The sequence below is a fragment of the Streptomyces sp. NBC_01446 genome (assembly GCF_026340095.1).
In the GTDB taxonomy this organism is placed as follows: domain Bacteria; phylum Actinomycetota; class Actinomycetes; order Streptomycetales; family Streptomycetaceae; genus Streptomyces; species Streptomyces aureus.
In genome coordinates this window covers 7597377-7620774 of sequence record NZ_JAPEPO010000001.1, presented here as the reverse complement: position 1 = coordinate 7620774, position 23398 = coordinate 7597377, and the positions used below count along the sequence as shown (strand labels likewise).

At 69.4% G+C, this 23398-nt stretch carries 15 protein-coding genes and 9 pseudogenes; 18 read left to right on the top strand and 6 right to left on the bottom strand.

What is annotated here, in order from left to right:
• Positions 1 to 39 precede the first annotated feature (39 nt).
• Both OG456_RS34425 and infA read left to right on the top strand, forming a co-directional pair.
• Complete coding sequence (locus OG456_RS34425) at positions 40 to 3087, top strand: glycosyl hydrolase (protein WP_266567924.1); 3048 nt, start codon at positions 40 to 42, stop codon at positions 3085 to 3087.
• A gap of 101 nt (positions 3088 to 3188) precedes the next feature.
• Positions 3189 to 3421: pseudogene (gene infA / locus OG456_RS34420) on the top strand (translation initiation factor IF-1).
• 55 nt (positions 3422 to 3476) lie between these two features.
• On the opposite strand, the pseudogene OG456_RS34415 reads toward infA, so the two are convergent.
• Positions 3477 to 4274, bottom strand: a pseudogene (locus OG456_RS34415) (N-acetylmuramoyl-L-alanine amidase); the annotation flags it as partial.
• A gap of 40 nt (positions 4275 to 4314) precedes the next feature.
• Between OG456_RS34415 and OG456_RS34410 the strand changes: the two are divergent.
• Entirely contained in the window at positions 4315 to 5310 is a 996-nt protein-coding gene (locus tag OG456_RS34410; RefSeq protein ID WP_266567922.1) for a zinc-binding dehydrogenase, read from the top strand.
• A gap of 94 nt (positions 5311 to 5404) precedes the next feature.
• Here the strand turns inward: OG456_RS34410 and OG456_RS34405 are convergent.
• From OG456_RS34405 to OG456_RS34390, 3 genes and pseudogenes are all read right to left on the bottom strand, one after another.
• A pseudogene (locus OG456_RS34405) lies at positions 5405 to 5706 on the bottom strand (integrase); the annotation flags it as partial.
• A 403-nt stretch (positions 5707 to 6109) separates the two neighbouring features.
• Positions 6110 to 6529 (bottom strand): hypothetical protein, encoded by a 420-nt coding sequence (locus tag OG456_RS34395; protein ID WP_266567920.1) that lies wholly within the window; start codon positions 6527 to 6529, stop codon positions 6110 to 6112.
• 388 nt (positions 6530 to 6917) lie between these two features.
• Complete coding sequence (locus OG456_RS34390; RefSeq protein WP_266567918.1) at positions 6918 to 7166, bottom strand: hypothetical protein; 249 nt, start codon at positions 7164 to 7166, stop codon at positions 6918 to 6920.
• Between the two features lie 84 nt (positions 7167 to 7250).
• Between OG456_RS34390 and OG456_RS34385 the strand changes: the two genes are divergently transcribed.
• From OG456_RS34385 to OG456_RS34340, 11 genes and pseudogenes are all read left to right on the top strand, one after another.
• Entirely contained in the window at positions 7251 to 8018 is a 768-nt protein-coding gene (locus OG456_RS34385; protein ID WP_266567916.1) for a hypothetical protein, read from the top strand.
• Between the two features lie 109 nt (positions 8019 to 8127).
• The gene (locus tag OG456_RS34380) at positions 8128 to 9504 is read left to right on the top strand and encodes an MFS transporter (RefSeq protein WP_323136375.1); all 1377 of its coding nucleotides are present in this window, start codon (positions 8128 to 8130) and stop codon (positions 9502 to 9504) included.
• On the top strand, positions 9501 to 10715 hold the full coding sequence (locus OG456_RS34375) for a sulfatase (RefSeq protein WP_266567912.1): 1215 nt from the start codon (positions 9501 to 9503) through the stop codon (positions 10713 to 10715). Before OG456_RS34380 ends, OG456_RS34375 begins: the two co-directional genes overlap by 4 nt.
• Complete coding sequence (locus OG456_RS34370) at positions 10696 to 11166, top strand: hypothetical protein (RefSeq protein WP_266567910.1); 471 nt, start codon at positions 10696 to 10698, stop codon at positions 11164 to 11166. Before OG456_RS34375 ends, OG456_RS34370 begins: the two co-directional genes overlap by 20 nt.
• Complete coding sequence (locus OG456_RS50865; RefSeq protein WP_354006141.1) at positions 11061 to 11630, top strand: SUMF1/EgtB/PvdO family nonheme iron enzyme; 570 nt, start codon at positions 11061 to 11063, stop codon at positions 11628 to 11630. The genes OG456_RS34370 and OG456_RS50865 overlap by 106 nt, the downstream gene beginning before the upstream one ends.
• A gap of 148 nt (positions 11631 to 11778) precedes the next feature.
• Positions 11779 to 12297: an integrase core domain-containing protein gene (locus OG456_RS34365; RefSeq protein WP_266567908.1), complete on the top strand. Its 519-nt coding sequence runs from the start codon at positions 11779 to 11781 to the stop codon at positions 12295 to 12297.
• Between the two features lie 434 nt (positions 12298 to 12731).
• Positions 12732 to 13298, top strand: a complete 567-nt coding sequence (locus OG456_RS34360) for a hypothetical protein (RefSeq protein ID WP_266567906.1) — start codon at positions 12732 to 12734, stop codon at positions 13296 to 13298.
• A gap of 74 nt (positions 13299 to 13372) precedes the next feature.
• Positions 13373 to 13543, top strand: a pseudogene (locus OG456_RS50565) (DUF2397 family protein); the annotation flags it as partial.
• Positions 13544 to 13555: 12 nt separating this feature from the next.
• Positions 13556 to 13672, top strand: a pseudogene (locus tag OG456_RS34350) (IS607 family transposase); the annotation flags it as partial.
• A complete protein-coding gene (gene tnpB, locus OG456_RS34345; protein ID WP_266567904.1) occupies positions 13669 to 15165 on the top strand; it encodes an IS607 family element RNA-guided endonuclease TnpB in 1497 nt (498 codons plus the stop codon). The pseudogene OG456_RS34350 and the gene tnpB, both read left to right, overlap by 4 nt.
• 47 nt (positions 15166 to 15212) lie before the next feature.
• A pseudogene (locus OG456_RS34340) lies at positions 15213 to 15812 on the top strand (alpha/beta fold hydrolase); the annotation flags it as partial.
• 22 nt (positions 15813 to 15834) lie between these two features.
• Here OG456_RS34340 and OG456_RS34335 read toward each other — a convergent pair.
• Positions 15835 to 16215 (bottom strand): annotated as a pseudogene (locus tag OG456_RS34335) (transposase); the annotation flags it as partial.
• A gap of 344 nt (positions 16216 to 16559) precedes the next feature.
• Here OG456_RS34335 and OG456_RS34330 point away from each other — a divergent pair.
• The 3 genes and pseudogenes from OG456_RS34330 to OG456_RS34320 all read left to right on the top strand — a co-directional run.
• Positions 16560 to 19235, top strand: coding sequence for a SpoIIE family protein phosphatase (locus OG456_RS34330; RefSeq protein ID WP_266569523.1), 2676 nt, complete (start codon positions 16560 to 16562; stop codon positions 19233 to 19235).
• A gap of 694 nt (positions 19236 to 19929) precedes the next feature.
• Entirely contained in the window at positions 19930 to 21156 is a 1227-nt protein-coding gene (locus tag OG456_RS34325; RefSeq protein ID WP_266567902.1) for a PP2C family protein-serine/threonine phosphatase, read from the top strand.
• Between the two features lie 189 nt (positions 21157 to 21345).
• Positions 21346 to 21483 (top strand): annotated as a pseudogene (locus OG456_RS34320) (proline racemase family protein); the annotation flags it as partial.
• Positions 21484 to 21507: 24 nt separating this feature from the next.
• On the opposite strand, the gene OG456_RS34315 reads toward OG456_RS34320, so the two are convergent.
• Positions 21508 to 22026, bottom strand: a complete 519-nt coding sequence (locus tag OG456_RS34315) for a hypothetical protein (RefSeq protein ID WP_266567900.1) — start codon at positions 22024 to 22026, stop codon at positions 21508 to 21510.
• A 28-nt stretch (positions 22027 to 22054) separates the two neighbouring features.
• On the opposite strand from OG456_RS34315, the pseudogene OG456_RS34310 reads away from it, so the two are divergent.
• Positions 22055 to 23246 (top strand): annotated as a pseudogene (locus tag OG456_RS34310) (globin domain-containing protein).
• Positions 23247 to 23398 lie beyond the last annotated feature (152 nt).

Sequence of the window (23398 nt, the reverse complement as noted above, 5' to 3'; positions counted from 1 at the left end):
TTCGTCGGCGTGGCACGTGCAGCAAGGAGAGACACCACGATGAGTGACGCCGACGCCCAGGACGACCATGGCTTCACCCGCCGACGACTGCTGCGGACCGCGGCCGTCGCGGGAGCGGGCACCGCGCTGGCCTGGAGCACCCCAGCCGGCACCGCGCTGGCCGCCTCCCCCGGGTCCGCGGCCTCCCCAGCGTCCGCGGCGGCCCAGGTCGACCGCACAGGCTGGCTCGCGCACCCCGGACGGCCGGTGCAGCCGAGGTTCCGCTGGTGGTGGCCGGACGGCCTGGTGGACCCGCGCGAGATCAGACGCGAGGTGGACCAGATCGCCGACGCCGGGTTCGGCGGCGTGGAGATCGCCGCTGTCACCCACAGCCTGGACGACAAGACGGTGCTCCACGTGACCGAGAACGGTTGGGGCACTGCGGTGTGGACGGCCCGCGTCGAGGCCGCCCTGGACCAGGCCGCCAAACGCGGGATCACCATCGACCTCACAGCGGGTCCGAGCTGGCCGACGGCAGTCCCCTCCATCACTGCGGACAGCGAGGCCGCCGTCAAGGAACTCGCCCATGGTTCGGTGCAGGTGGCGGGCGGAGCCACCTACACGGGACCGGTCCCGGCGCCCCTTGTCGCCGCCGCGTCGGGCGTCACACGCCAGCAACTGGTCCTCGTACAGGCGTCGCGGGTCAACACCGCCAACTCCACCCGCAAGGAGACCGGACTCAGCTTCTCCTCCGTGCGCGATCTGACCGGCCAGGTCGCCGACGGATCCATCAGCTGGACCGCACCGCCGGACGGCGAATGGGTCCTCATCGCCTACTGGCTGCGCGGCTCCGGCCAGACCCCGGAGTCCGGTCCCCACACCTCCCCCACCGCGTACGTCGTGGACCACTTCAGCGAGGCCGGCGCCCAGGCAGTGATCGACTTCTGGGAAGCGCACATCCTCACCGCCCCGGTCCGGAGGCTGCTCAAGAAGGCCGGAGGCGCCCTCTTCGAGGACTCGCTCGAGATCGAGACCGCCGCACTCCAGTGGACCCCCGGCCTGCCCGCCGCATTCGAGAAGCACTGCGGCTACGCGTTGGAGCCGTATCTGCCCGCGGTGATCCTCAGCAAGAGCAACCAGGTCTTCGCCTTCGACGCCGCACTCACCCGCCAGGTCCGGCACGACTTCTGGGAGACCGTCTCCAGACTCTTCGACGACCACCATGTCGCGGTGCTGAAGAAGTGGGCGCACTCCCTCGGCCTGAAGCTGCGGATGCAGCCGTACGGACTGCAGACCGACGCGATCGCCACCGCTTCGATCCTGGACATACCCGAGGGCGAGTCACTCGGATTCAAGAACCTCGACGACTACCGTTGTCTGGCGGGCGGACGCGACATGGCCGGCCGGACCATCCTGTCCTGCGAGTCGGGCGCCTACACGGGAGGCGCCTACAACACGACATGGCAGAAGTTCCTGACCACGATGGGCGGGGCCTACGCGGCCGGGGTCAACCAGACCGTGGTGCACGGTTTCTCGTACGCCACGACGCCCGGCGTCAAGTGGCCGGGCTACGCGGCGTTCACCCCATACCACGGCAAGGTCGGCTACGGGGAATCCTGGGGACCTCGGCAGCCGACCTGGCAGCATGTCCCGGACATCTCCGGCTACCTCAGCCGCATCCACCAGGTTCTGCAGTCCGGCACCGCCCGAGCCGACGTCGCGGTGTTTCGCCAGACCGGGTACACCGCAACCGGGATCGGCGCCTCGTGGTTCACCGCGAGCGGCGTTCCGCTCGGCTGGACCCACCAGTTCATCAGCGCCCCACTGCTGGAACTACCAGGCGCGAAAGTTTCCGGCGGCCGGCTCGCTCCCCAAGGCCCCGCCTACAAGGCGCTGTTCATCGAGGGTGACTTCTTCTCCGGTTCCGCCTGCACACTCCGGGTGCGGGACGCCGAACGGCTGCTGGACTTCACCAAAGCCGGCCTTCCCATCGTCATGCTGGGCGCCTGGGACAACGCGACGGTGCCCGGCCTGCCCGCCGACGGCGAGAACGAGCGACTGCAGACGGTCATCGGCGAGCTGCTCACCCAGCCCCGGGTGCGCAGAGTGTCAGACAAGGCCGACGTCCCGGCGGCCTTGTCCGACCTGGGTGTACAGCCGGACGTCCGGCACGCGACTGCTTCCACTCTGCTCAATGCCCATCGGGTCGCCGACGGCGTCGACTACTACTACCTGTGCAACGGCAAGCACGCCGAGAACGTGAAGCCACCGGTCGCCCCCATGGACCACGAGGTGACTCTGCGCCGGACCGGACACGACGGCGTCCCCTATCTGCTCGACCTGTGGACCGGCGACGCTCGCCGCATTGGCCAGTATGCGGAGGACGGCGACTCCATCCGGCTGCGCGTGGCCCTCCACCCCGCCGAGACGCTGGTCGTGGCCATCGGCCGGCCGGGCCTGTTCGGCGACCGCGGCGGCAAACAGCCGCACGCCGTGAGCAGCCAGGCCGAATCCGTGCAGTTCGTGAACGGTGAGCTGACGGTCCGCCACTCAGCCGCCGGCACCTTCGACACCGTGCTGTCCCAGGACGCTTCCACAACGACCGTCAGCACCACGATCGGCGAGGTGCCGGAGCCCAGGGTGCTGTCGGCCTGGCAGCTGCACGTGGAGGACTGGCGACCGGGAGGTGCCCCGACCACGACCACCGTGACGGGGTACGACCTGAAGCTCGACGCTCTTGCGCCCTGGTCGCAGCTGGAGGGCCTGGAGGACGTCTCTGGGGTGGGCCGCTATCGCACCACCGTCACCCTGGAACGGCCATGGACCGGCGGATACGGCGCCTACCTGGAACTGGGCACGCCGAGCGGCACCTGCCGCGTGACCGTCAACGGCAGACAGCTCGACCCCGTCGACCAGATCAACCCGGTGGTGGACGTCGGCCCGTGGCTGAAGCGAGGTGACAACACGATCGAGGTGGAGGTGGCATCCACCCTCGCCAACCGGCTGCGGGTGAGCGATCCCGATGTCTACGGCGGGCTCGCTCGCCAGCAGTACGGCCTGACCGGCCCGGTCCGACTGGTGCCGTACGGACAGGCCCGCGTCGGCTGACAGCCTCGGGGCGCGCCCGGGCCTCTCGTGTGCAGCAGGGGGGACGACAAGGTTGGTGTACTGCTGACGCCCTGGCCGGCCGTTCCCCACAGTCGCCGACCATGGAAGTGAGCGAAAGAGCGGCACGAACATCAAAGGGCATCGAGCTCGAGGGCACCGTCCTCGAGTGCCTGCGCAACGCACCTTCAACCGTGGAACTCCAGAACGGGCACAAGGTGCTCGCGTACATCATCGGGAAGATCCGCAAGACCTACATCCGGATCCTGCCGTTCGACCGGGTGCTCGTGGAGCTCGGCCCGTCGACCTCACACGCGGCCGGATCCACTACCGGTGACGTGACGGGTGTCGGCGCCCGGCCATCAGCCAGGCGCCGACACCTCCCCCCGTGACTACTTGACGTAGACGAGCCCGTCCGTCGTGATCGTCGGGCGGCCGCTCGTGCCGACCACCACGATCTTCACCTTGTGCGTGGCGCTGCTCGACCAGGTCTTGGTCCAGATCGCCTGCCGGTACTGGGTGGTGGAGGACTTCAGGTCGACGGTGCTGACCTTGCCGCCGTCCACATAGACGTATGCCTGACCCGAGCTGGCCGCCCGGGAGACCACCCACGAGGCGGAGCTGCCGGTGAATGTCCAGGTCAGGCTCGCGCCCTTGGAACCGCTGGAGTACGACTTGCCGCCGAGGTAGCTGGTGCTCGAACGGGACGTCCAGCTACTGGACTTGACCGCCGACGTCTCCTGCAGGATCACGGGCGTGTAGGAGGGGGACGACGTGCGGTAGTTGCCCGCGAAGTCGTAGGCCCGCATCGACCAGGTCGAGGCCGTGCCGGAGGCCGCCGTGCGGTTGGAGGTGGTGGTCGTCGGGCCGAAGGTGGCCGTGGCCGGTGAGAGCAGCTTCACCTCGCGCAGCGCCTTGTCGTCGGCCGCCTTCCAGCCGAGCGCGATCGGGACGGCAGTGGTGTTGACCGTGCCGGTGCGCAGGGAGATCTTCGGCGTGGTGGAGAAGGTCGGCGATGTGGTCTCCGCAACGACCTTCAGCGCAGGCGTGGTCGTCGTCTTGCCGGATTGGTGCGTGGCGCGGACGGCAACGGTGTGGCTGCCGAGCGCGAGGGTCGCGGCGGCGGAGGTGGCGCTGCCACCCGTGGTGGTGACCGCCTTGCCATCCACCAGCAGCTCATACTTGGAGAGAGCGTCCGTCACACGGGACGCCAGGAGCACAATGGCAGGCATGGATGTGAGCGACGACGCGACAATGCGGGCGGTGGTTTTGAGCGGCCCGGGCCCGGTGGAGAATCTTGACGTCAGGCGGCTGCCGCTGCCCGAGCCGGTGCCCGGCTGGGTGCGCGTCCGGGTTGAGGCGGCCGGGCTGAACCGCTCCGAGTTGCACACCCGGCTCGGTTTCGCCGAGGGGGTGACCTTCCCGCGGGTCCCTGGCATCGAGGCTACCGGCACCGTCGACCTGGACCCGGAGGGCGTGCTGGCGCCGGGGCAGCAGGTCGTGGCCATGATGGGCGGGATGGGCCGGACCTTCGACGGCGGATATGCCGAGTACACAGTGGTGCCGCGCGCGCAGGTCGTCCCGTTCCGCTCCGCGCTGCCGTGGGAGACGCTCGGCGCGGTGCCGGAGACGCTGCAGACCGCCTACGGATCGGTGACGACCGGTCTGGACCTGCGGCCCGGCCAGTCGCTGCTGATCCGCGGCGGCACGTCCGCACTCGGGTTCGCCGTCACGGCCCTTGCGAAGGAACTGGGCGTCACCGTTCTCGCTACGACCCGCAGCCCCGAGCGGCTCGCGGCACTGAAGGACCACGGCGTCGACCACCCGCTCGTCGACGACGGCGCGGTCGCCGACCAGGTGCGTGCGCTCATTCCGGCCGGCGTCGACGCGGCACTTGAGCTGGTCGGCACGCCGACCCTGCCGGACACGCTGCGGGCGGCCCGTGTCCACGGCACGGTCTGCTTCACCGGCATGCTCTCCAACCAGTGGATCGTGCGGGACTTCTACCCCATCGGCTATCTGCCCACGGGCGTCCGCCTCACCGCCTACTCCGGCGACGCGGCCGACCTGCCGGCCGAAGTGCTGCAGCGGTTCCTGGACCGGATGGCAGCAGGAGAGCTCAGCCTCGGCCCCGTTCAGGTGTACCCGCTGGAGCGGGCGCGGGACGCCCACCGGGACCTGGAGGAGGGCCGCCGGGTCGGCAAGCTCGTGCTGCGCACCCGCTGAGGCGGCGCCAGGGCCGGGTCGCCTCCTGATACACGGCCACGGCGTGGCCACGGTGGGGTAGATCCGCTCGTCTCCCAGCGTCACGGCCAGGCCTATGCAGGAGGTGGCTCTGGTTCCAGATCAAGTGCGGTCGAGGAGTTCACGCCGGCAGGTCTGCATCCAACGCTCCATGAGGGAGTTCATCCACGGCATCCGGACACCGCTGGTGACGACCTTCAGCCCGGCGTCGGCCACCAAGGCATCGAAGGCAGCGGTGAACTTCGAGTCCCGGTCCCGGATCAGGAACTTGGCCGTGCCGCCCGCGTCCTCCAAGTCCATGAGGAGATTGCGGCCGAACTGCACGATCCACTCCGCGGTCGGGTGTGCGGTGGCATCCAGAACCCCGACGCGCCTCGTGGAGCATCTCCTGCTGCTGGTGCGCCCGGACACGCTTCTGCGCTGGCGCCGTGACCTGCTCAGCCGACGCCGGGCTGCGACCTGCGCGCCAAGGCGTCGTGGGCGCGGGCCCATCGTCCGGTCGGTCCGCGCCCTGTTGGTGCGCCTGGCCCGCGAGAACAGCTCGCGGGGGTATCGCCGGACCCCGTAAGTGGGACAGCCTTTAGGAGAGTTCGAGACCTCTACGACGAGCACAGGCCACACCAGAGCCCTGCGAATGCCCGCCCCCTCCACTCGCTGCCCGCCCCGATCGAAGACCCGGACAGGATCGCCCATCTGAACATACGACGACGAGCGCGGCTCGCTCCACGAGTACCAACATGCGGCCTGACCAGCGTGGATGAGGTATGCGGCTAGCGCGTGATCACGGTCGATGACTGAGGGAGACGGCGTCCAACGTCTCCATGACGATGCGGCTCCCGTTGAACCTGTAGACGACGAGCTCGACATGACGGCATTCGACCTGCCCGAGGGCGAGATCCCGGCGCTCACCCACCCAATCCACGACGGCCTGCGGATTGGTCAATGGACGCGTGAAATGCACCAGCGTCGAGTACCAGATGTTCCGGTCGAAGTCGGCCTCCAGCCAGCCGTCTTCGCCCAACGCGTCTTCGTAGGCGTCATACAGTCGCTCCATAGCGTCGCCCGACGGCTCGGCGCACAGCATGACGCAGCCTGGCGTCAGGGTCAGACCCGACAGGGTCAGCCGAACGGGGCCGGCGACCGTCGCCGCCGTTCGCAGTGCCGCCATGTAGCGGGATACCCGTGCGTCGCCGTCCGGCACCGATACGCGGTGCTCTTCCAGCGCGCGAAGGGTGAAGTGCGAGGAGTCAGCAGTCCGGTCGGCCAGTGTTCTTCCCCGGCAACGGTCATCGCCTCGCGGGTGATCTCCCCCATCCTGCGGGCGGTCGCGGCGTCAGGTCGCATGACGACGGACATGACCCAGCGATTCCCGCCGTCCACAGGCGGCACCTGGCACTGAACCGTACCGGCCAGCACCGCATCCCGGCCGCGTTCAAACAGGCCATCGAACCTCGTTGCGTACATGCCGAACGATCATGCCGCAGCTCACGTAGGGGCTACAACGCACACGGACGGCTTGGCTGCCCTGCTTCAGCGAGGTCTTCTCGCTGAAGGCCACCTGCCATCCTCTGAGCCTGATTCGCGCGCCGCTACGCGCCTGCCAACAGCCCTGCGAACTCGCGCACATCGCCCGTCGCGGCCAGGCCGAACGCGGCGTCCTCCAGCACCCGTGTCCGTTCCGGTGCGAGGACCCGCCCGGCCAGTGCACGGAACTTCTCGCGGACGGCCGGTTCGGTGAGCGGGTTCCCCGGCGAGCCGCTGGCCTGGGTGATCCGTCGCACCCAGCGTCGCCCGGCGGTACCGGTCACGGTGACGACCGGTTCCTCGGTGGCCGGCATCTCCTCCGGCGCGGCGATCTGGCGCAGACGATCGACATCGCACCGACGATGCTCCGCTGGTTCGGAGTCGAGCCCACTGCTGACATGCAGGGACGCGACCTCGCACTCGCCACCCGAACGTGCGGGCAACAGGGCTGGGACGGAGCCCTGTTCGGCATCCACGGCGGCCATGTCAACGTCACCGACGGCCGGCATGTCTACATGCGTGGCGCCGTCGACGTATCGAATGCGCCGCTCGAGGAGTACACGCTGATGCCGACCCACATGCGCTCGCGCTTCGCGGTCCGCGAGCTCACGGAGTGGGAGCCGGCCGAGCCCCTGTCATGCACCAAAGGCATCCGGACGATGCGCATGCCGGCGACGCCGACGTGGATGAACCCCTGGCAGCACGGCACGCTCCTCTTCGATCTCGACAACGATCCTGCGCAGGAACACCCGCTTCGCGACGACGAGACCGAGTTGCGGATGCTCCAGCTGCTCGCCCGGCGCATGCGCGAATCCGACGCGCCCCGCAGCCAGTTCGAGCGTCTGGGGATTCCCTTCGACGGTGAACCGACCCAGGAACACCTCCTCGTAGCCGCCCAAGAGGAACGCGCCCGCGCGCTCGCCGAGCCCCTCACCGGTCTCGACGAACTCCCGGCCCGTGAACTGCTCGACCTTTCCGTGCACGAGCTTGTACAGGTCGACGGCGCACGCGCCGTTCTCGAGGAACACGCGCCCGGACTCGTGTCCACCGAGCTCGACGCCGTTCCGGGCCGGGCGACTCTGATCGATCTCGCGTCCTACGCGCTCATCACCTCCGAGCAGCTCCGAGCCCTCGCGTCCGCTCTCACGCGCGTCCCCACCGGCTGAGGCGGCACACCTCCCCCGCACGACCCCGCCGCATGAGACGACCCACCGCCTCTCGACCGCCCCACCTACCCCTCGCCTCGCAAGAGGCACCCATGCCTTGCCCCGGGCAATGACGACAGGAGCAGTATGTCCACACAGTCCCCGACCAAGGCCGATGCCGTCGCGGCCTCGAAGGCCACACACGTCCCGCACCGGTGGCGGAACCTCATCACGATCACGGGCGCCGAGGTGGTCGACAACACGGAAGCAGGGATGCTCACCACCCTCTTCCCCTCGATCGCGACAGCACTCAAGCTCGACAACGGCCACCTCGGCCTCCTCGGGGCCCTCGGCAAGTTCGCGACCATCCCCCCTCGGCCCGCTCTGGGTGTGGCTCGCCGACCGGTTCGGCCGCAAGCGGACTCTCGTCCTCAACAATGTCGTCGGCGCCGTCCTCGGCATCCTCGCCGGCACCTCGCAGACCTTCCTCCAACTCCTGCTGTGGAACACGCTGCTGGCGGGCGTCGTCGCCTGCGCACAGCCCATCACGAACTCGATCATCGCCGACTCGTTCGACGACCGCAGCCGCGCCAAGGCCACCGGCGTCTACTACGGCGTGCTCACGGCCGCCTCCTCCTTCCTCGGCCCCGCGCTCGCGCTCTTCTCGGGCACACAGGACGGATGGCGCTGGGGCATGTGGGTCATCGGCGCAATCTGCCTCCTGTCGTCGCTGCTCATCACCGCGTTCTACGTCGACCCCGGCGTGGGCGCGTCCGAGGAGAAGCTCGCCGACCTCGACGAGAGCAACCGCACGAACAAGGTCACGGTCAAGAGCGTCATATCGCTGCTCCGGATCCCGACCTTCTCGGTCATGATGGCGTCGCGCCTGCTGTCGGGACATCTGCTGATCACGGTCTTTGGCGTTCAATTCCTTGTCACGGAGCGCGGGTTCACGAATGCCGTCGCCGCGAGGGTCCTCGTCCCCTTCGGGCTCGGCTACGTCATCGCGACGGTCCTCAGCGGATACGCCGTGGCGTTCCTCGACCGCGTCATGCCGCATCAAGGGCGTGTGCTGTTCAACAAGGCCGCGCGGATCCTGTTCGCGGTCGCCGCGCTGTTCGGCACCCAGTTCGCGTGGCAAAGCATCGGGGTCTACGCCGTCTTCTGGGCGCTCTTCGGTGCGTTCCAGGGGATGAACCCACCCGTGAACCGGCCGATCATCATGTCCGTTGTGCTCCCCGAGCTGCGCGGCCAGGCGTTCTCCATCTTCCTCAATTTCTTCCGGACGATCGGCTGGGCGCTCTTCTCTCTCTCCGCCGGCTTTCTCGCCAACGCGCTGGGTATCGAGGGCGTCTTCCTCTGGGTACTCGTCGTGCTCATGCTCGCCAACGGCCTCCTGCTCGGCAGCCTCTACTTCACTTACCCCAAGGACGTGCGCCGCGTCGACGACGAGCTGGAGCGCCGCCGAGCCGCGGCTCAGGGCCGTGCAGGAAAGGAACTGTCATGACGCGACAGCCCAACATCGTCTGGATCACGACGCACGACATCAACCCCCACCTCGGCGCGTACGCCGGGGTCTACCCGGGCGCAGAGTACGCCGTGACGCCCCGCCTCGACCGGCTCGCCGCAGAGGGGGTGCGCTTCGACCAGGCCTTCGCGGCCGCCCCGATCTGCGCCCCGTCCCGGTCGGCCATCATCACGGGGTGCTTCCCCACGGCCATCGGCACGATGCACATGCGCACGAAGGCCGCGCCTCCGCCGGAGGTGCGGCTGCTGCCCGAGTACTTTCGCGAAGCCGGCTACTACGTCACCAACGCCTCGTTCACGGACTTCCAGACACCCACGCCGGTCAGCGTCTTCGACGACTGCAGCGACGGCGCGCACTGGCGCAACCGGCCCGATCCCGACCAGCCGTTCTTCGCCGCCTTCCAGGGGCTCATGACCCACGAGTCCCAGATCTATCTGGACGACGAGGCGTTCGCCGAGCGGACCCGCCACGGCGCCGACGCCGACCGGCACGAGCCCGACCGCGCGCCCCTTCCGCCGTACTACCCCGACACGGAGACCTTCCGGAAGTCCTGGGCCCGATACAACGACCTGATCACGGAGATGGACCACTGGGCCGGCGGCATCCTCGACCAGCTCGGGGAGGACGGAGTCGCGGACAACACGATCGTCGTGTTCTGGAGCGATCACGGCCTCGGCATGCCCCGCGGCAAGCGCTGGATCAATGACTCCGGGCTGCACGAGCCTCTCCTCGTGCGCTGGCCGGGCCGCATCGAACCCGGAACGTCGACGGACGCTCTCGTGCACCTCATGGACCTGGCGCCGAGCATGCTCGCCGCCGCAGGCATCCCCGTACCCGAGCACATGCACGCGAAAGCGTTCCTCGACGAGGAAGGCCTCGTGGACGGCGGCAACACCTACCTGTACGCGGGGCGCGACCGCATGGGCGAACTCGAGGACATGAGCCGCTCCGTCCCGGACCAGCGCTTCCGGTACATCCGCCACTTCCACCCCGACCGCTCGCCCATGCAGCACTGCAACTATCCGGATCGCCTCTGGACCTGGTCCGAGATGCGCAGGATGGGGGTCGATCGAGGCGGGCCAGCGTGCGAAGGGAGAGCGACGAAGTGCCCTCACCCCGCTCCAGCGCCAACTCATCGCCCCGACGAAGCCGTCCGAAGAGCTCTACGACATGGTCGAAGACCCTCATGAGACGCGGAACCTCGCAGACGATCCGGCCTACGCCGGCGTGGTGGAGCGCATGGCGGCCGCGCTCGCCGCGTGGCAGGAGCGGTACCGCGACCTCGGCGCCCTCGACGAGGACGAACTCCTGGAGCGCTGGCGGCCCGGCGGCGTGTGGCCGCAGGCAGAGCCCCCGCTCGTCCGAGTGAAGTCCGACGAAATATCGGCGCAGAGCACGACCGAGGGCTCGCTCGTCGTGTGGACCGACGACCCTTGTGCAGACGTCGATGTCCCTGCGACCCCCGCCGACCGGATGGGCTCCCCGCGGGACGCCATCGGCGCACCGGAGCCCGACGGTCGGTACTGGCGCATCGCATGCGCCGCCACACCGATCCCGCGAGACCGGCCCGTGTGGGCCAAGACCGTGCGGCTCGGCTGGCTCGACAGCGACGAGGTGACGCTGGACGTGGCCCATGCCTGAACTGCCGGCTTCGTACGCAACACGCCAGCCCGGTGGCTGCGGCTGCGGCTGCGGGACGCCGGGGCGCAGCGCCTTCGTCCCGCTGGGCACGCGTCGGCCGGAGCCGCCGCCCCGCCGCCACGGGACGCCACACGATCGAGCAGTCGGGCATCCCGGCGGGATCCTTCACGATGGGCGACTCGTCGTGCGACCGCAATCCGGCCGACGGCGAGGCGCCGCTGCACCAAGTCGCGCTGGACGCATACGAGATCGATGCGACGACGGTGACGAACGCCGACTTCGCCCGTTCGTCGAGGACATTGGGTATCGCACGGAGGCGGAGACCTTCGGCTTCTCCGCGGTCTTCCACCTCGCGATCGCGGCACCCGAGGAGGACATCGTCGGCCAACCGCCGGGAACTCCCTGGTGGTTCGGTGTCCGCGGAGCCGACTGGCGTCGTCCGGGCGGATCGCGGTCCGACCTAGACGTCTCGACGACCATCCCGTCGTGCACGTGAGCTGGAACGACGCCGTCGTTTTGCGGCAGGCAGGGATCGATCCAGCGCCTCAGCGCGCCGACCGCTCGTGGGCCCGGTTCCTCAAAACCCAGGCAACGGGCATCGTTGGGGTCCACGTGTTTCATGTCGACACCGCCGTCCTCCTGCGGCGCCTGTTCGACCTATTTTTCATCGAGTACGACACCCGCCGTGTCCACATCGCCGGCGTCACCCGACACGTCACCGCCGCGTGGGCCACCAAGTGCGCCCGAAACCTCGTCATGAGCTGGGATGACGCACGCGCCGAAGGCATCGGATTCCTCATCCGGGACAGCGCGGTCTACTTCACCGAGGGCTTGGACGCGGTCTTCACCGCCCTCGGCGCCCGGGTGATGCCCATCCTGCCGGGCGTGCCCCGGATGAACGCGATCGCCGAGCGCTGGGTGGGATCATGCCGACGCGAGGCCACCGACCGCATCCTGATCACGAGCGAACGACATCTGCGCCTCGTCGTCGACGAGTACGCCCACCACTACAACGATCATCGCCCCCACCGATCACTCGGACAGCGATCTCCAGACGGTCCCCACGCACCCCACCACCCGCCGAAGACGAGCAGACCCACATCACCCGGCACGACCGACTCGGAGGGCTGATCCATGAATACACGCAGGTCGCGTAGCGAGTGACACGGGTTGTCAGCACCCACAGGCGTCAGGAGGACTCCCAACAGGCGGAGGCCCGGGGCGAGTCGGGAATGATGCCGCGACGGCCGCATGGTGACCATCGCCGACCGACTCTTTTCACCCGCCCATGGCGTCCTCGCCGTCCACGATGGGCGCCGTCCAGCTCATCCGCACCGTGATCTACTCGGTGGGGTGATCCACGAATACACCCAGGTCGCATAGGCGGCCGAGTTTCGGGCACTCACAAGGTCCCACGGCTTCATCCAGGCGGGAGTTCGCTTGTTCGGGTGAACGTTCCGTGTTCGTAGGACGTCCGGTCGGGAGAGTGGCAGGCTTCCGGGTCGGGGAGGGCGTCGCGCGCATGGCGAGACGTCCGGGCAGAACATGAGGAACAGGGGGCGAACATGGACAAACGCAGGCCCACTCCACAACAGAAGCAGGCCGACCGCGCACTGTGCCCCGTGCATGTCTCGAACGTGCTGGGACTGAAGGTCCAGGACGTCGCGCGAACCATGCGCGCCAACGGTGTGACGCAGCCGCTGGCGACGGACCGGGTCAGGAAGTGGCGAGAGGATCCCGGGAGCGCACCTGACTGGCTCGCCGCGCTCCTCACCGAGAAGGCGGTACGCGCGGCGCAGCAGCAGGCGAGGCGGGAGCGGAGCGCCCTGGAGGACGAGCACCGCCTGCTGCTACTGCGGGACACGGTCGAGCGGCGGCTGCTCGCCAAAGAGCCGATTCCGGCCGGGTACGACGCCGAGGTGATCGCAATGGACATCGCGTTCGGCGCCTCCAAGGAACTGGTGCGCGGTTGCGGTCCTGTGTGCGGCGGCCCGGCCGCCGACCTGCTGCTCCCTGTCGAGCTGGTGGCGCTGAGCTGGGCCGACGTCGATCCGGACGATCACGAGACGTGGGTGGTCCACCGGGGCGACTGTCCGGCCGTCACCGACGACGGGCGCTCGCCCTGGCGGTGAGCCGCCGCGGCCTGTCGAGGGATCTGCCGGGGCCCCGCCTGCCGGCGCCGTGCATCAGGGAGAATGGGCCGACGATGATGGCACAACCTCCTGGCTTCGAGCCGTCCGACGACTACGCCGCGTTCACACACCTGACCGTGCCGAACGCCGCGCTCTACCGCGCCGTGATGCAGGCCTTCATGGCCGCCAAGGAGCGTTTCACGGTACATCTGCGACCCGAGGACGTGCAGGCCGCGCTGCCCGCCGAGCGGCGCCCGGTGCGCGACGTCACCGAAGTGCTGACGTCGATGTGCGCGCGCCTGTACGGGCGGCGGGGGGCGAAGAACCGGGCCGCCCGCGCGGTGGCCGTGGCGACCGGTGAGGCCGCCGAGTGAAGAAGTTCCGGCCGCAGCCCGGGTTCGTGGTCAAGGCGTACCGGTTCGCCCTGGACCCGAACGCTGTCCAGGAGCGGGCACTGCACTCGCACTGCGGTGCGGCACGGGCCGCCTACAACTGGGCGGTTGCCTGGATCGAGGCGTCGTGGTGGCAGCGCAAGGCCGAATCCACCTACGGCATCCCGCAGGAGCAGTTGACCCAGTGGCGGCCGTGGTCGCTGCCCGCGCTGCGCAAGGCGTTCAACGCGGCCAAGCACACCGACCCGAGGTTCGCCGCCTGGTGGCAGGACAACTCCAAAGAGGCGTACAACACCGGCCTGGCGAACGCCGCCGCTGCGTTCGACAACTACGCCAGGTCCAGGCAGGGCCAACGCCGTGGCCGCGCGATGGGAATCCCGCGTTTCAAGTCGAAGCGGAAGGCGCGCCCCTCCTGCCGGTTCACCACCGGCACCACCCGTGCCGACGCCGACGGCCGGCACGTCACGCTGCCCCGGCTCGGCACACTGCGCACCCACGAGCCCACGGTGAAACTCCTCGCACGCATTCAGGCCGGGACGGCCCGGATCCTGTCGGCGACCGTCCGGCACGAGCGCGGGCGCTGGTTCGTGTCGTTGCAGACCGAGGTGAAGCGCGACCTGGTGCGCGTCGCCCGGCCCGGCGTGGCGATCGGCATCGACCTCGGTGTGAAGACCCTCGCGGCGATGGCCGACAGTGCCAAAGAGATCCGCGAAGTGGCCAATCCGAGGCACCTGGACACTGCGCTGAAGCAGTTGCGCCACGCCTCTCGCACGGTCTCCCGACGCCAGGGACCCGACCGGCGTATGGGGCACAAGCCCTCGAAGCGGTGGGAGAAGGCCAACGCCGCCCGCAATCGGGTTCACCACCGGGTGGCGAACCTCCGCGCCGACGCCCTGCACAAGCTCACCACGAGCATTGCGGCCGAGTACGGCACCGTCGTCGTCGAAGACCTCAACGTCGCCGGCATGCTCCGCAACCGGCGCCTGGCCCGCCGGATCGCCGACGCCGGGTGCGGCGAGATCCGCCGCCAGGTCGAGTACAAGACCCGCCAGCGCCACGCCACCCACCTCGTGGTCGCCGACCGCTGGTACCCATCCTCCAAGACCTGTTCCGAGTGCGGCGCAGTGAAAGCCAAGCTGCCGCTGCACGTTCGAACCTACATATGCGACGCCTGCGGCCTGGTCATCGACCGGGACGAAAACGCCGCACTCAACCTCGCAGCCCTCGCGGCAGCCGCAGTAACTGGTACCGGAGTGGCCGGAGACCAGGACACCGCCCCGGCGGCGTCAAAGCCTCGTGGAGCCGACCGTAAGACCCGCGCCACCCGTCCCGGCCGCACGGCCAGGACGGGGCGGGCAGGTGGCGCAACCCTGCCGCACCAGTGGCAGACGGAAACGAGAGACCGTCCCCAAGCCGAAGCCTTCACGCTTTGGCGACGTGACGGACCTTCCGGGCCGCAATGCCCGGAATGCTGAGAGCTACTGACGCTCTGAGCAACGGTTACGACGCAGGCACCCCCAAGCTCGACGCACTCGGCGAGCCTTCGGCAGCGGTGGTCGGCATCGACGCGGGCACCGCCCCCGCCGTCCTGCTCGCGCTGCGCCGACCCGGCCTCGTCCGGCGCCTGGTCGTGATGGAGGCACTGCTCGGCCGCCTGCCCGGAGCAGAGCACGTCTTCGCGGGCGGTGCCCCGTGGTGGTTCGGCTTCCACGCCGTCCCCGGCCTCGCCGAGACCGTCCTGGCCGGCAACGAGGCCCCGTACATCGACTGGTTCCTGGACTCGGGGACGCTCGGGCGAGGAGTACCCGACGACATCCGTGCGGCCTTCGTCCACGCGTACACCGGGGGTGAGGCCCTGCGCTGCGCGTTCTCCTACTACCGGGCCCTGCCTACTAGCGCGCAGCAGATCCAGGACGCCGTCGCGACGGCTCGGCTGACCATGCCCACCATGGCCGTCGGCTCTCACCCCGTCGGCACCGGGCTCGAACGCCAACTCCGTCCCATCGCCGATGACCTGGTCGGACACCATCTCCAGGACTGCGGCCACATCATCCCCCTCGACCGCCCCGACGCGTTGTTCGCGCTCCTTGCTCCCTTCCTCTCCACCGATCTGCCGAAGTGACTGGAGCGGGGCCGACGGATCTCGGTCGGCGGTTCGGGCGTTCGTCCCAGCGGTGAGTTGTCCAAGACCGCCAGATCGGGCTGCGCACAGTGATGGTTGTGTCAGCGAGGTCGAAGTAGGCATCAATGCCAGTGACGCGACGCTCGTAGCACCGGGCGAGACGGTGAAAGGCGTTCTGCCACGCGTGTGTGCGTTCGACGTGCCAACGCCGACTGGCCTGAATGGGCGCCTTCTCCCCCTTGTGCGCGATGCGTCCGTGCAGGCCGCGTTCGCTGAGCAGAGCGCGGGTGGTGTCCGAGTCGTAGTGGGCGTCCAGGTGCACGGTGATGATGTCGGGCAGCGGGCCGAGGCCCTCCGGACGGTCCAGAGTCGGGGCGAGCAGCGGAGAGTCGTGGCGGTTGGCAAGCTGGCCGCGGCCATCACGCTGGCCGGTCGCATCCGTCGCACTCAGCCGCGCGGCGGCCGGATCAATGAGTACCAGCAGTCCGCGTGACCGCGACGCGCCCGCCAGAGCCAAGGCGCGACATACCTGCTCGGCGGCCCGACCCCGGGTTTTCACGCGGGACAAGGCGCCCACCCTCGGGAACGTAAAGGTGCTAAGACAGGGTTATGAAGGGATTTCTTGGCCTAAAGCGTCATGAGTCGCATCGTCTCTTCGCTGGCCTCGCGCGTGAGCGAGGTGAGTCCGCGGGCTCGTGGCTGCGCTCTTTGCTGAACCTGCGCACCGCCGCCGGGCAAGTGTTCGTCATGCAGATCGTGATCGTGGTGCTGCTGGTGGCGGCCGCGGTGACGGCCTTGGTGCTCCAGGCGGGTCGCGACAGTACGCGGGAGGCAGCACGCCAGGCGCTGACCGCAGCGGAGACGTTCGCGAACGCCCCGGGCACAGTCCAGGCCTTGAACAGCGGGGATCCGACGGCCGTGCTGCAGCCGCGTGCCGAAGCAGCCCGTAAGAGGGCAGGCGTGAACTTCATCGTTGTCATGGACATTAACGGAATTCGCTATACGCACCCAGACCCGCGACGGATCGGGGAGAAGTTCATCGGCACCATCAAACCGTCCTTGGAAGGCCGTACCACCATCGAGCGGGCCCGCGGACTGCCCGTGCCCGAGGGCAGCGGGCCGGTCATCCAGGCGGTGGTACCGGTGACCGATGACCGCGGCTCGGTCGTCGGCCTGGTGTCCGCCGGAATCAAGGTCCACAGGGTAACCACGCTGTGGGCCAGGCAAATGCCGATCATTTTCGGTGCCGGGGCGGCCGCGCTCGCCTTGTCCACCCTCGGGACGGCACTGGTGGCCAGGCGATTGCATGGGCAGACGCACGGTCTGGGCCCGGCGGAGATGACGCGGATGTACGAACACCATCACGCGGTGCTGCACGCGGTCCGGGAGGGGGTCCTGATCATCGGTGCCGACGCACGGCTGATGCTGGCCAACGACGAGGCGCGGCGGCTGCTGGAGCTGCCGGCGGATGCGGAACAGCGGCAGGTGGCAGAACTGCCGTTGGATGCGGATATGGCGCGGCTGCTGGCGTCGGGTGAGCCGACCACAGATGAGGTGCATCGCGCGGGGGACCGCCTGCTGGCGGTCAGTATGCGGCCCACTGCCCCGTACGGCGGTCCGGCCGGCTGGGTGGTGACGTTGCGGGACACCACAGAGCTGGCAGCGGTCACCGGACGGGCGGCGGTGACGCGGGAGCGGCTGACGCTCCTGTACGACGCGGGGGTGCGGATCGGTACCACGCTGGACGTGGCGCGCACCGCGCAGGAACTGGCGGATGTGGCGACCCCGCGGTTTGCCGACATCGTCACCGTCGATCTGCTGGAGTCGGTGGAGAGGGGCGGGGAGCCGACCAGGACGGCGGGTATGCGCCGTACCGCAATCAGCGTGGGGTATCAGGAACGGGAGGGGGTCTACCCGGTCGGAGAGCTGATCACCTACTCGCCGGCGGCTCCGCAGGCGCGGGCCCTGGAAGCAGGGCGGGCAGTGCTGGAGGGCGACCTGCGACAGGCCTGGGGGTGGCGGGAGCAGGACCCTGACGGGGCCAGTATGGCCCTGGAGCGTGGGGTGCATTCGCTGCTGACGGCGCCTCTCCAGGCGCGTGGTGTGGTGCTGGGTACGACGAATTTCTGGCGCAGGGGGGATTCGCCGCCGTTCAAGGAAGAAGACCTCTCCTTCGCGGAGGAGCTGGCGGCGAGGGCCGCGGTGGCCATCGACAACGCCCGCCGCTTCACCCGTGAGCACTCGATGGCGGTGACCCTGCAGCGAAGTCTGCTGCCGCAGGGGGTACCGGAGCAGGACGCATTGGATGTGGCCTGGCGGTACCTGCCCGCTGAAGCCGGGGTGGCCGGGGACTGGTTCGACGTCATCCCGCTGCCGGGCGCCCGGGTGGCGCTGGTGGTCGGCGACGTGGTCGGCCACGGATTGCACGCGGCCGCGACGATGGGGCGCCTGCGCACGGCGGTACACAATTTCTCCGCCCTGGACCTGCCGCCGGACGAACTGCTCGGGCATTTGGACGACTTGGTCAGCCGCATCGACAGTGACGAGGGCAACGGCGGCGGCCCGCAGAGCCACGCCGAATCGGTCACGGGGGCGACCTGCCTGTACGCGATCTACGACTCGGTCACGGGAGTGTGCACGACGGCGCGAGCAGGACACCTGGGCCCGGCGGTGGTGCATCCGGACGGGACCGTCGCCTATCCGGAAGTGCCTGCTTCGCCACCTCTCGGCCTGGGCAGCCACCCCTTTGAGGCCACCGAGCTGCACTTGCCCGAGAACTCACGACTTGTGCTGTATACCGACGGGCTGATCGAGAACCGCGATCGGGACATCGACACCGGACTGGACCTGCTGCGCGGGGCGCTGGAGGGGGCGGGGCGCACTCCGGAGGAGACGTGTCAGGCGGCGATCGACGCGATGCTGCCGGCGCACCCGGCCGATGACATCGCGCTGCTGGTGGCGCGCACCCGGTTGCTCGAGCCTTCGAGGGTGGCGCACTGGGAGGTGTTGCCGGATCCGGCGGCGGTGGCCCCGGTACGTGCGGAGTGTGGGGCGCAACTGCAAGCGTGGGGCCTGGAGGGCATCGGGTTCACCACTGAACTCATTCTCAGCGAGCTGATCACCAATGCGATCCGATACGGCTCGCCACCCATCAAGGTGCGGCTGCTGCACCAACGCAGCCTGACCTGCGAGGTGTCGGACGGGTCCAGCACCTCTCCACATGTGCGGAGGGCAGCGACAACGGACGAGGGTGGACGTGGGCTGTTCTTGGTGGCGCAGCTCGCCCAGCGGTGGGGCACGCGATACACATCGGGTGGCAAAGTCATCTGGGCTGAACTGTCACTACACAATGCTGCCGCTGCCTCGATGAGCGACACACTCACCGACGCCCTTCTCGACCAGTTCGACGATCCCACCCTCTGAACGCACGGGAACGCAGCGGCGCTCCAGAAGGAACCAGTGGCCGAGAGCGGGGCGGCGGATGACGCCGCCCCTGTCAGTGTGTAGTGGCAACACATCGATCGCTCTGATCAGCGGTGCGGCAAAACAACTCCCATCGGCCCCATCAGGGCATCGCGAACGCCCGCCCGCTGCACCCCTTGCTGGAGCCGATCGCCGATCCGGGGCAGATCCCCCGCCTCGACACACGACGGCGTGAACGCGCGGTGTGCCGATGCGCTCCCGCCTTTGACTCACCTCACCGGCTCGCCCGACGCCTGCCAAAGGCCGTGCTTTTCGTCGTTGCGGCCGCTTGGAGCAAGGGCCGGCTCCTGAGCGCGCTGGTCGTCAGTGCCATCGACGACGCTCTGGGCGCGCTGGCCATCGCTGCTGACATCGGAAGCGAGCGTGAGGGAATGCCGGTCCCAAGTGGAGTTCGAGTGTTCGCGCCCGAGGCGAATGCAGTTGGGTGTGGATCCTTTGAAGTAATGCTCAGGATTAAGCGGTGAGGCAGTGCCACAGGCTGAGTGCGTCCCTGGGGCCGCGATCACCGTGACAGCGTGTGGTGACATCTGACATGCCGCACATGGCGTAATAGGCCGCGCAGGCGGCTTTCCAGGTCATCTTGTGTGAAGGCGGTGAGCGGCATGGGTGGCGGGAGGAGGTGGCGAGACGGGTCATGGCTGAGGAGAGCGTGGACCGGTCGGAGGGTTTCGGCGAGCGGCTGCTCGGCGTGCTGCTGGACAGGGCACGGCTGATGCCGCCGCAGTTGATCGCTCCGCTGATCGCGGAGGAGGTGGTCAGGTTTGGCGGCCGTGACGTCTCCATCCTGCTCCAGGACTACGCGCAGGAGTTGCTGGTGCCGCTGCCGGGCAGGAAGCTGCACGTCGGCCAGCCCCAGCCGGTGGTCGGTTCCCCCGCCGGCCGGGCGTTCCTGCGCGCGGATGTCGTCGAGGTGCCGCAGGCCCAGGGCGGCGTGCGGATGTACCTGCCGCTGCTGGACGGCAGCGACCAGGTCGGTGTGATGGCCTTGACCCTGGATACTGTCAGCGACGACGACCGGCGGCTGCTGCGCCGGCTCGCCGGCCTGGTCGCCGACATGCTGATCACCAAGAACTCCTACACCGACCAGTTCTTCCTGGCCCGGCGCCGGGAGCCGATGAGCGTGTCCGCGGAGATCCAGTGGAGCCTGCTGCCGCCGTTGACGATGACCGTTTCGCAGGTCGCGGTGGCCGGCATCCTGGAGCCCGCCTACCGCGTCGCCGGCGACAGCTTCGATTACGCCCTCAACGAAAACATCCTGCACGCGGCCGTGATCGACGCGATGGGTCACGGCCTGGACGCCGCCGTGATGGCGACCGTCGCCATCGGCGCCTACCGGCACGCCCGGCGCGTGTTCGTCAGCCTGGAGGAGAAGTACGGGTACATGGACGATGCCATCTCCCGGCAGTTCGGGCCCGACCACTTCGTCACGGCGCAGCTGATGCACCTCAACATCGCCACCGGTGAGATGGAGCTGGTCAACGCGGGCCACCCCGCGCCGCTGCTGATCCGCGGTGGCCGGGTCGTGCGGCAGCTGGAGAGCGCAACAACACTGCCCGTCGGCTTCGGCGGTGAGCAGCCCCGGATCAGACAGCACATGCTCCAGCCGGGCGACCGGGTGCTGTGCTACACCGACGGCATCATCGAGGAACACGTCGCCGGCGAGGAGCCGTTCGGTGAGGAGCGTCTCATCCAGTGCGTCGACCGCCTGGCGGAGGAGTCGTCAGGCGGGGTGCGGGCGGATCTGACTTGGCTCTCTCACACGCTGAAGGCGGAACGGGGCGGGCACACCAGCGACGACGCCACCCTGTTCATGATCGAGTGGCACGGGGGCGCCGCCGACCACCTCGCGGACCTTGACTGATCACTCGACGTCAACCGAATCCGCACCGGCCAGCGCCGCCCACGCGGACGACGACCCGGTGCCCAGCGTTGTCAGTTCGCATCGACATTTCGAGCCGTCTGATCGCTAAGAGGGCGGCATGTGGGCTGGTGTCCGTGTTGCTGTCGCCTGAACGTGTGGCTCTGGGGGCATCAGGGTGGTCGTGGGGCGGGGGTCGTGCTGGGCGAGACGACGGTCGGGACGCACCCCGCGGTGCTGCCGTCCATCACCGGCCGAGCCTGGGTCACCGGGACCTCGCAGTTCCGTCTCGACCCGACCGACCCATTCCCCGCGGGTTTTCTGCTCTGACCCGTGCTGGCCACGCGCCTGGCGTCACGCGGTAGTGCGCTCGGCCTCGGCCCCGACGACGTCGCGCAGCGCCGTCTCGCAGCGGCGGGGCACCGGTGCGCAGTAGGCGGCGCCGCTGCGGTGACCGTCGCGCAACGCATCGCCACTGCACAGCAGTTCGACCGCGAGAGCCGTGCGGCCGCAGGCCGCCGCGATGTCCGCCGCCAGTTCGGCGGTGCACGCGGCGGCCGCCGCGTCGTCGTGGGCGCGCAGGGCCCACCTCGCCTCCTCCGCCGCGACCTCCAGCGGGCCGCCGCCCTCCCGGCGCAGCGGCTCCGCCTGTGCGTGACTCCGCCAGGCCTCGGCCCAGGCGTCGTGCGCCACGGACGCCCCGTTCCGCGGGAGCACCACGCCTTGCGCGGCCTCCGGGTCCGTACGGGCGAGGGCGAGGGCAAGGGCGGCCCGACACAGCGCACCGCCGGGCCCGAACTCCTGTCCTTCAGTGAGCAGTTGGAGGGCCTTGGCGAACTCGAGCCCGTATCTGCGCACCACCCACACGCTCAAACACGAATCCAATTAAGGAGTCCCGCCGATGCTCGCCACCCAGTCGGTCGCCGTCGTCCGCGCCACCCTCCCCGCCGTCGGTGCCGCCATCGAGGACATCAGCGGGCTGTTCTACGAGCAGCTGTTCGCCGCCCACCCCGAATTGCTGCGCGACCTGTTCAACCGCGGCAACCAGGCGGCCAGCACCCAGCGCCAGGCCCTCGCGGTTCCATCGCCGCGTTCGCCACGTATCTGGTGGAGCGGAGCACCCGCACGACCGGCCCGACGTGATGCTCCTACGCATCGTGCACAAGTACGCCCCCTCGGCGTGCGCCCCGACCAGTACCCCGTGGTGCACCGGCACCTCTTCGCGGCCATCGCCCAGGTGCTCGGCGACGCGGTCACGCCGGAGATGCCAGCGCCTGGGACGAGGTGTACTGGCTGATGGCGAACGCCCTCGTCACCATCGAGGAGCGCCTCTACACGGAACGGGGCGCGGTCGGCGGGGACGGGTGGCAGGAGTGGGAGGTCGTGTCCCGCGCCGAGGAGACGCCTGACGTCGCGTCGCCCCTGCTGCGTCCGGCCGACGGCCGCCCGACCCTCGCATTCCGCGCGGGACAGTGCGTGTCCGTACAGGTCGAACTTGCCCACGGCGCCCGGCAGATACGCGAGTACGGCCTGACGGGGGCGCCCTCCGCGGCGACCCGCTCGATCACGGTGAAGCGGGTGCGCGGGACGGGCACGACGCCCGACGGCGAGGTCTCGCGGCATCTGCACGGGCATGTGCGCGAGGGCGACCTGCTGCGGGTCTCGGCCCCGTACGGCGGCCTCGTCCTGGCGGCCGACGGCGCGCCCCTGCTGCTCGCCTCCGCGGGCATCGGCTGCACCCCGGTGCTGGCCGTGCTGGAAGAGCTGGTGGACGCGCGGCACGAGGGTCCCGTCACCTCGTGCACGCCGACCGCTCCCCCGGCACGCACGCGCTGCGCGCCGCGCACGAGGCGCTCGCCGCCTAACTCCCGGACGCCACAAGCTACTTCTGGTACGAGGAGCCCGGTTCGCGCCGCCGCACCGGCAGGGCCGACCTCACCGACGTGTCGGTCGCCCCCGGCACCCGCGCCTACCTCTGCGGCCCCCTGCCCTTCATGCGCGCGGTGCGCGAGCAGCTGCTCGGTAAGGGTGTGGCGGCGGCCGACATCCACTACGAGGTGTTCGGCCCCGAACTGTGGCTCGCCTCGGCGTGAACAGGTCAGCCGCGCAGCCGCCCATCCAGGGATGGTCGTCCCTGTACGTCGTGGCGAGCGCGTCGCCGAGCCAGTGGCGCTGCCCCGGGATGAGGGCCGGCAGCGCCGCTCCGAAGTCCAGTTCGCCCTTGGGCCGGGGGCCTTGGCCTTGT

What these genes read in the sequence shown, in the direction of transcription:
- OG456_RS34425 (WP_266567924.1), top strand. Translation starts at nt 40, where the DNA reads ATGAGTGACGCCGACGCCCAGGACGACCATGGCTTCACCCGCCGACGA.
- OG456_RS34410 (WP_266567922.1), top strand. Translation starts at nt 4,315, where the DNA reads ATGGATGTGAGCGACGACGCGACAATGCGGGCGGTGGTTTTGAGCGGC.
- OG456_RS34390 (WP_266567918.1), bottom strand. Translation starts at nt 7,166, where the DNA reads ATGCCGGCCACCGAGGAACCGGTCGTCACCGTGACCGGTACCGCCGGG.
- OG456_RS34385 (WP_266567916.1), top strand. Translation starts at nt 7,251, where the DNA reads ATGCAGGGACGCGACCTCGCACTCGCCACCCGAACGTGCGGGCAACAG.
- OG456_RS34380 (WP_323136375.1), top strand. Translation starts at nt 8,128, where the DNA reads ATGACGACAGGAGCAGTATGTCCACACAGTCCCCGACCAAGGCCGATG.
- OG456_RS34375 (WP_266567912.1), top strand. Translation starts at nt 9,501, where the DNA reads ATGACGCGACAGCCCAACATCGTCTGGATCACGACGCACGACATCAAC.
- OG456_RS34370 (WP_266567910.1), top strand. Translation starts at nt 10,696, where the DNA reads ATGGTCGAAGACCCTCATGAGACGCGGAACCTCGCAGACGATCCGGCC.
- OG456_RS50865 (WP_354006141.1), top strand. Translation starts at nt 11,061, where the DNA reads ATGCGCCGCCACACCGATCCCGCGAGACCGGCCCGTGTGGGCCAAGAC.
- OG456_RS34360 (WP_266567906.1), top strand. Translation starts at nt 12,732, where the DNA reads ATGGACAAACGCAGGCCCACTCCACAACAGAAGCAGGCCGACCGCGCA.
- OG456_RS34330 (WP_266569523.1), top strand. Translation starts at nt 16,560, where the DNA reads ATGCAGATCGTGATCGTGGTGCTGCTGGTGGCGGCCGCGGTGACGGCC.
- OG456_RS34325 (WP_266567902.1), top strand. Translation starts at nt 19,930, where the DNA reads ATGGCTGAGGAGAGCGTGGACCGGTCGGAGGGTTTCGGCGAGCGGCTG.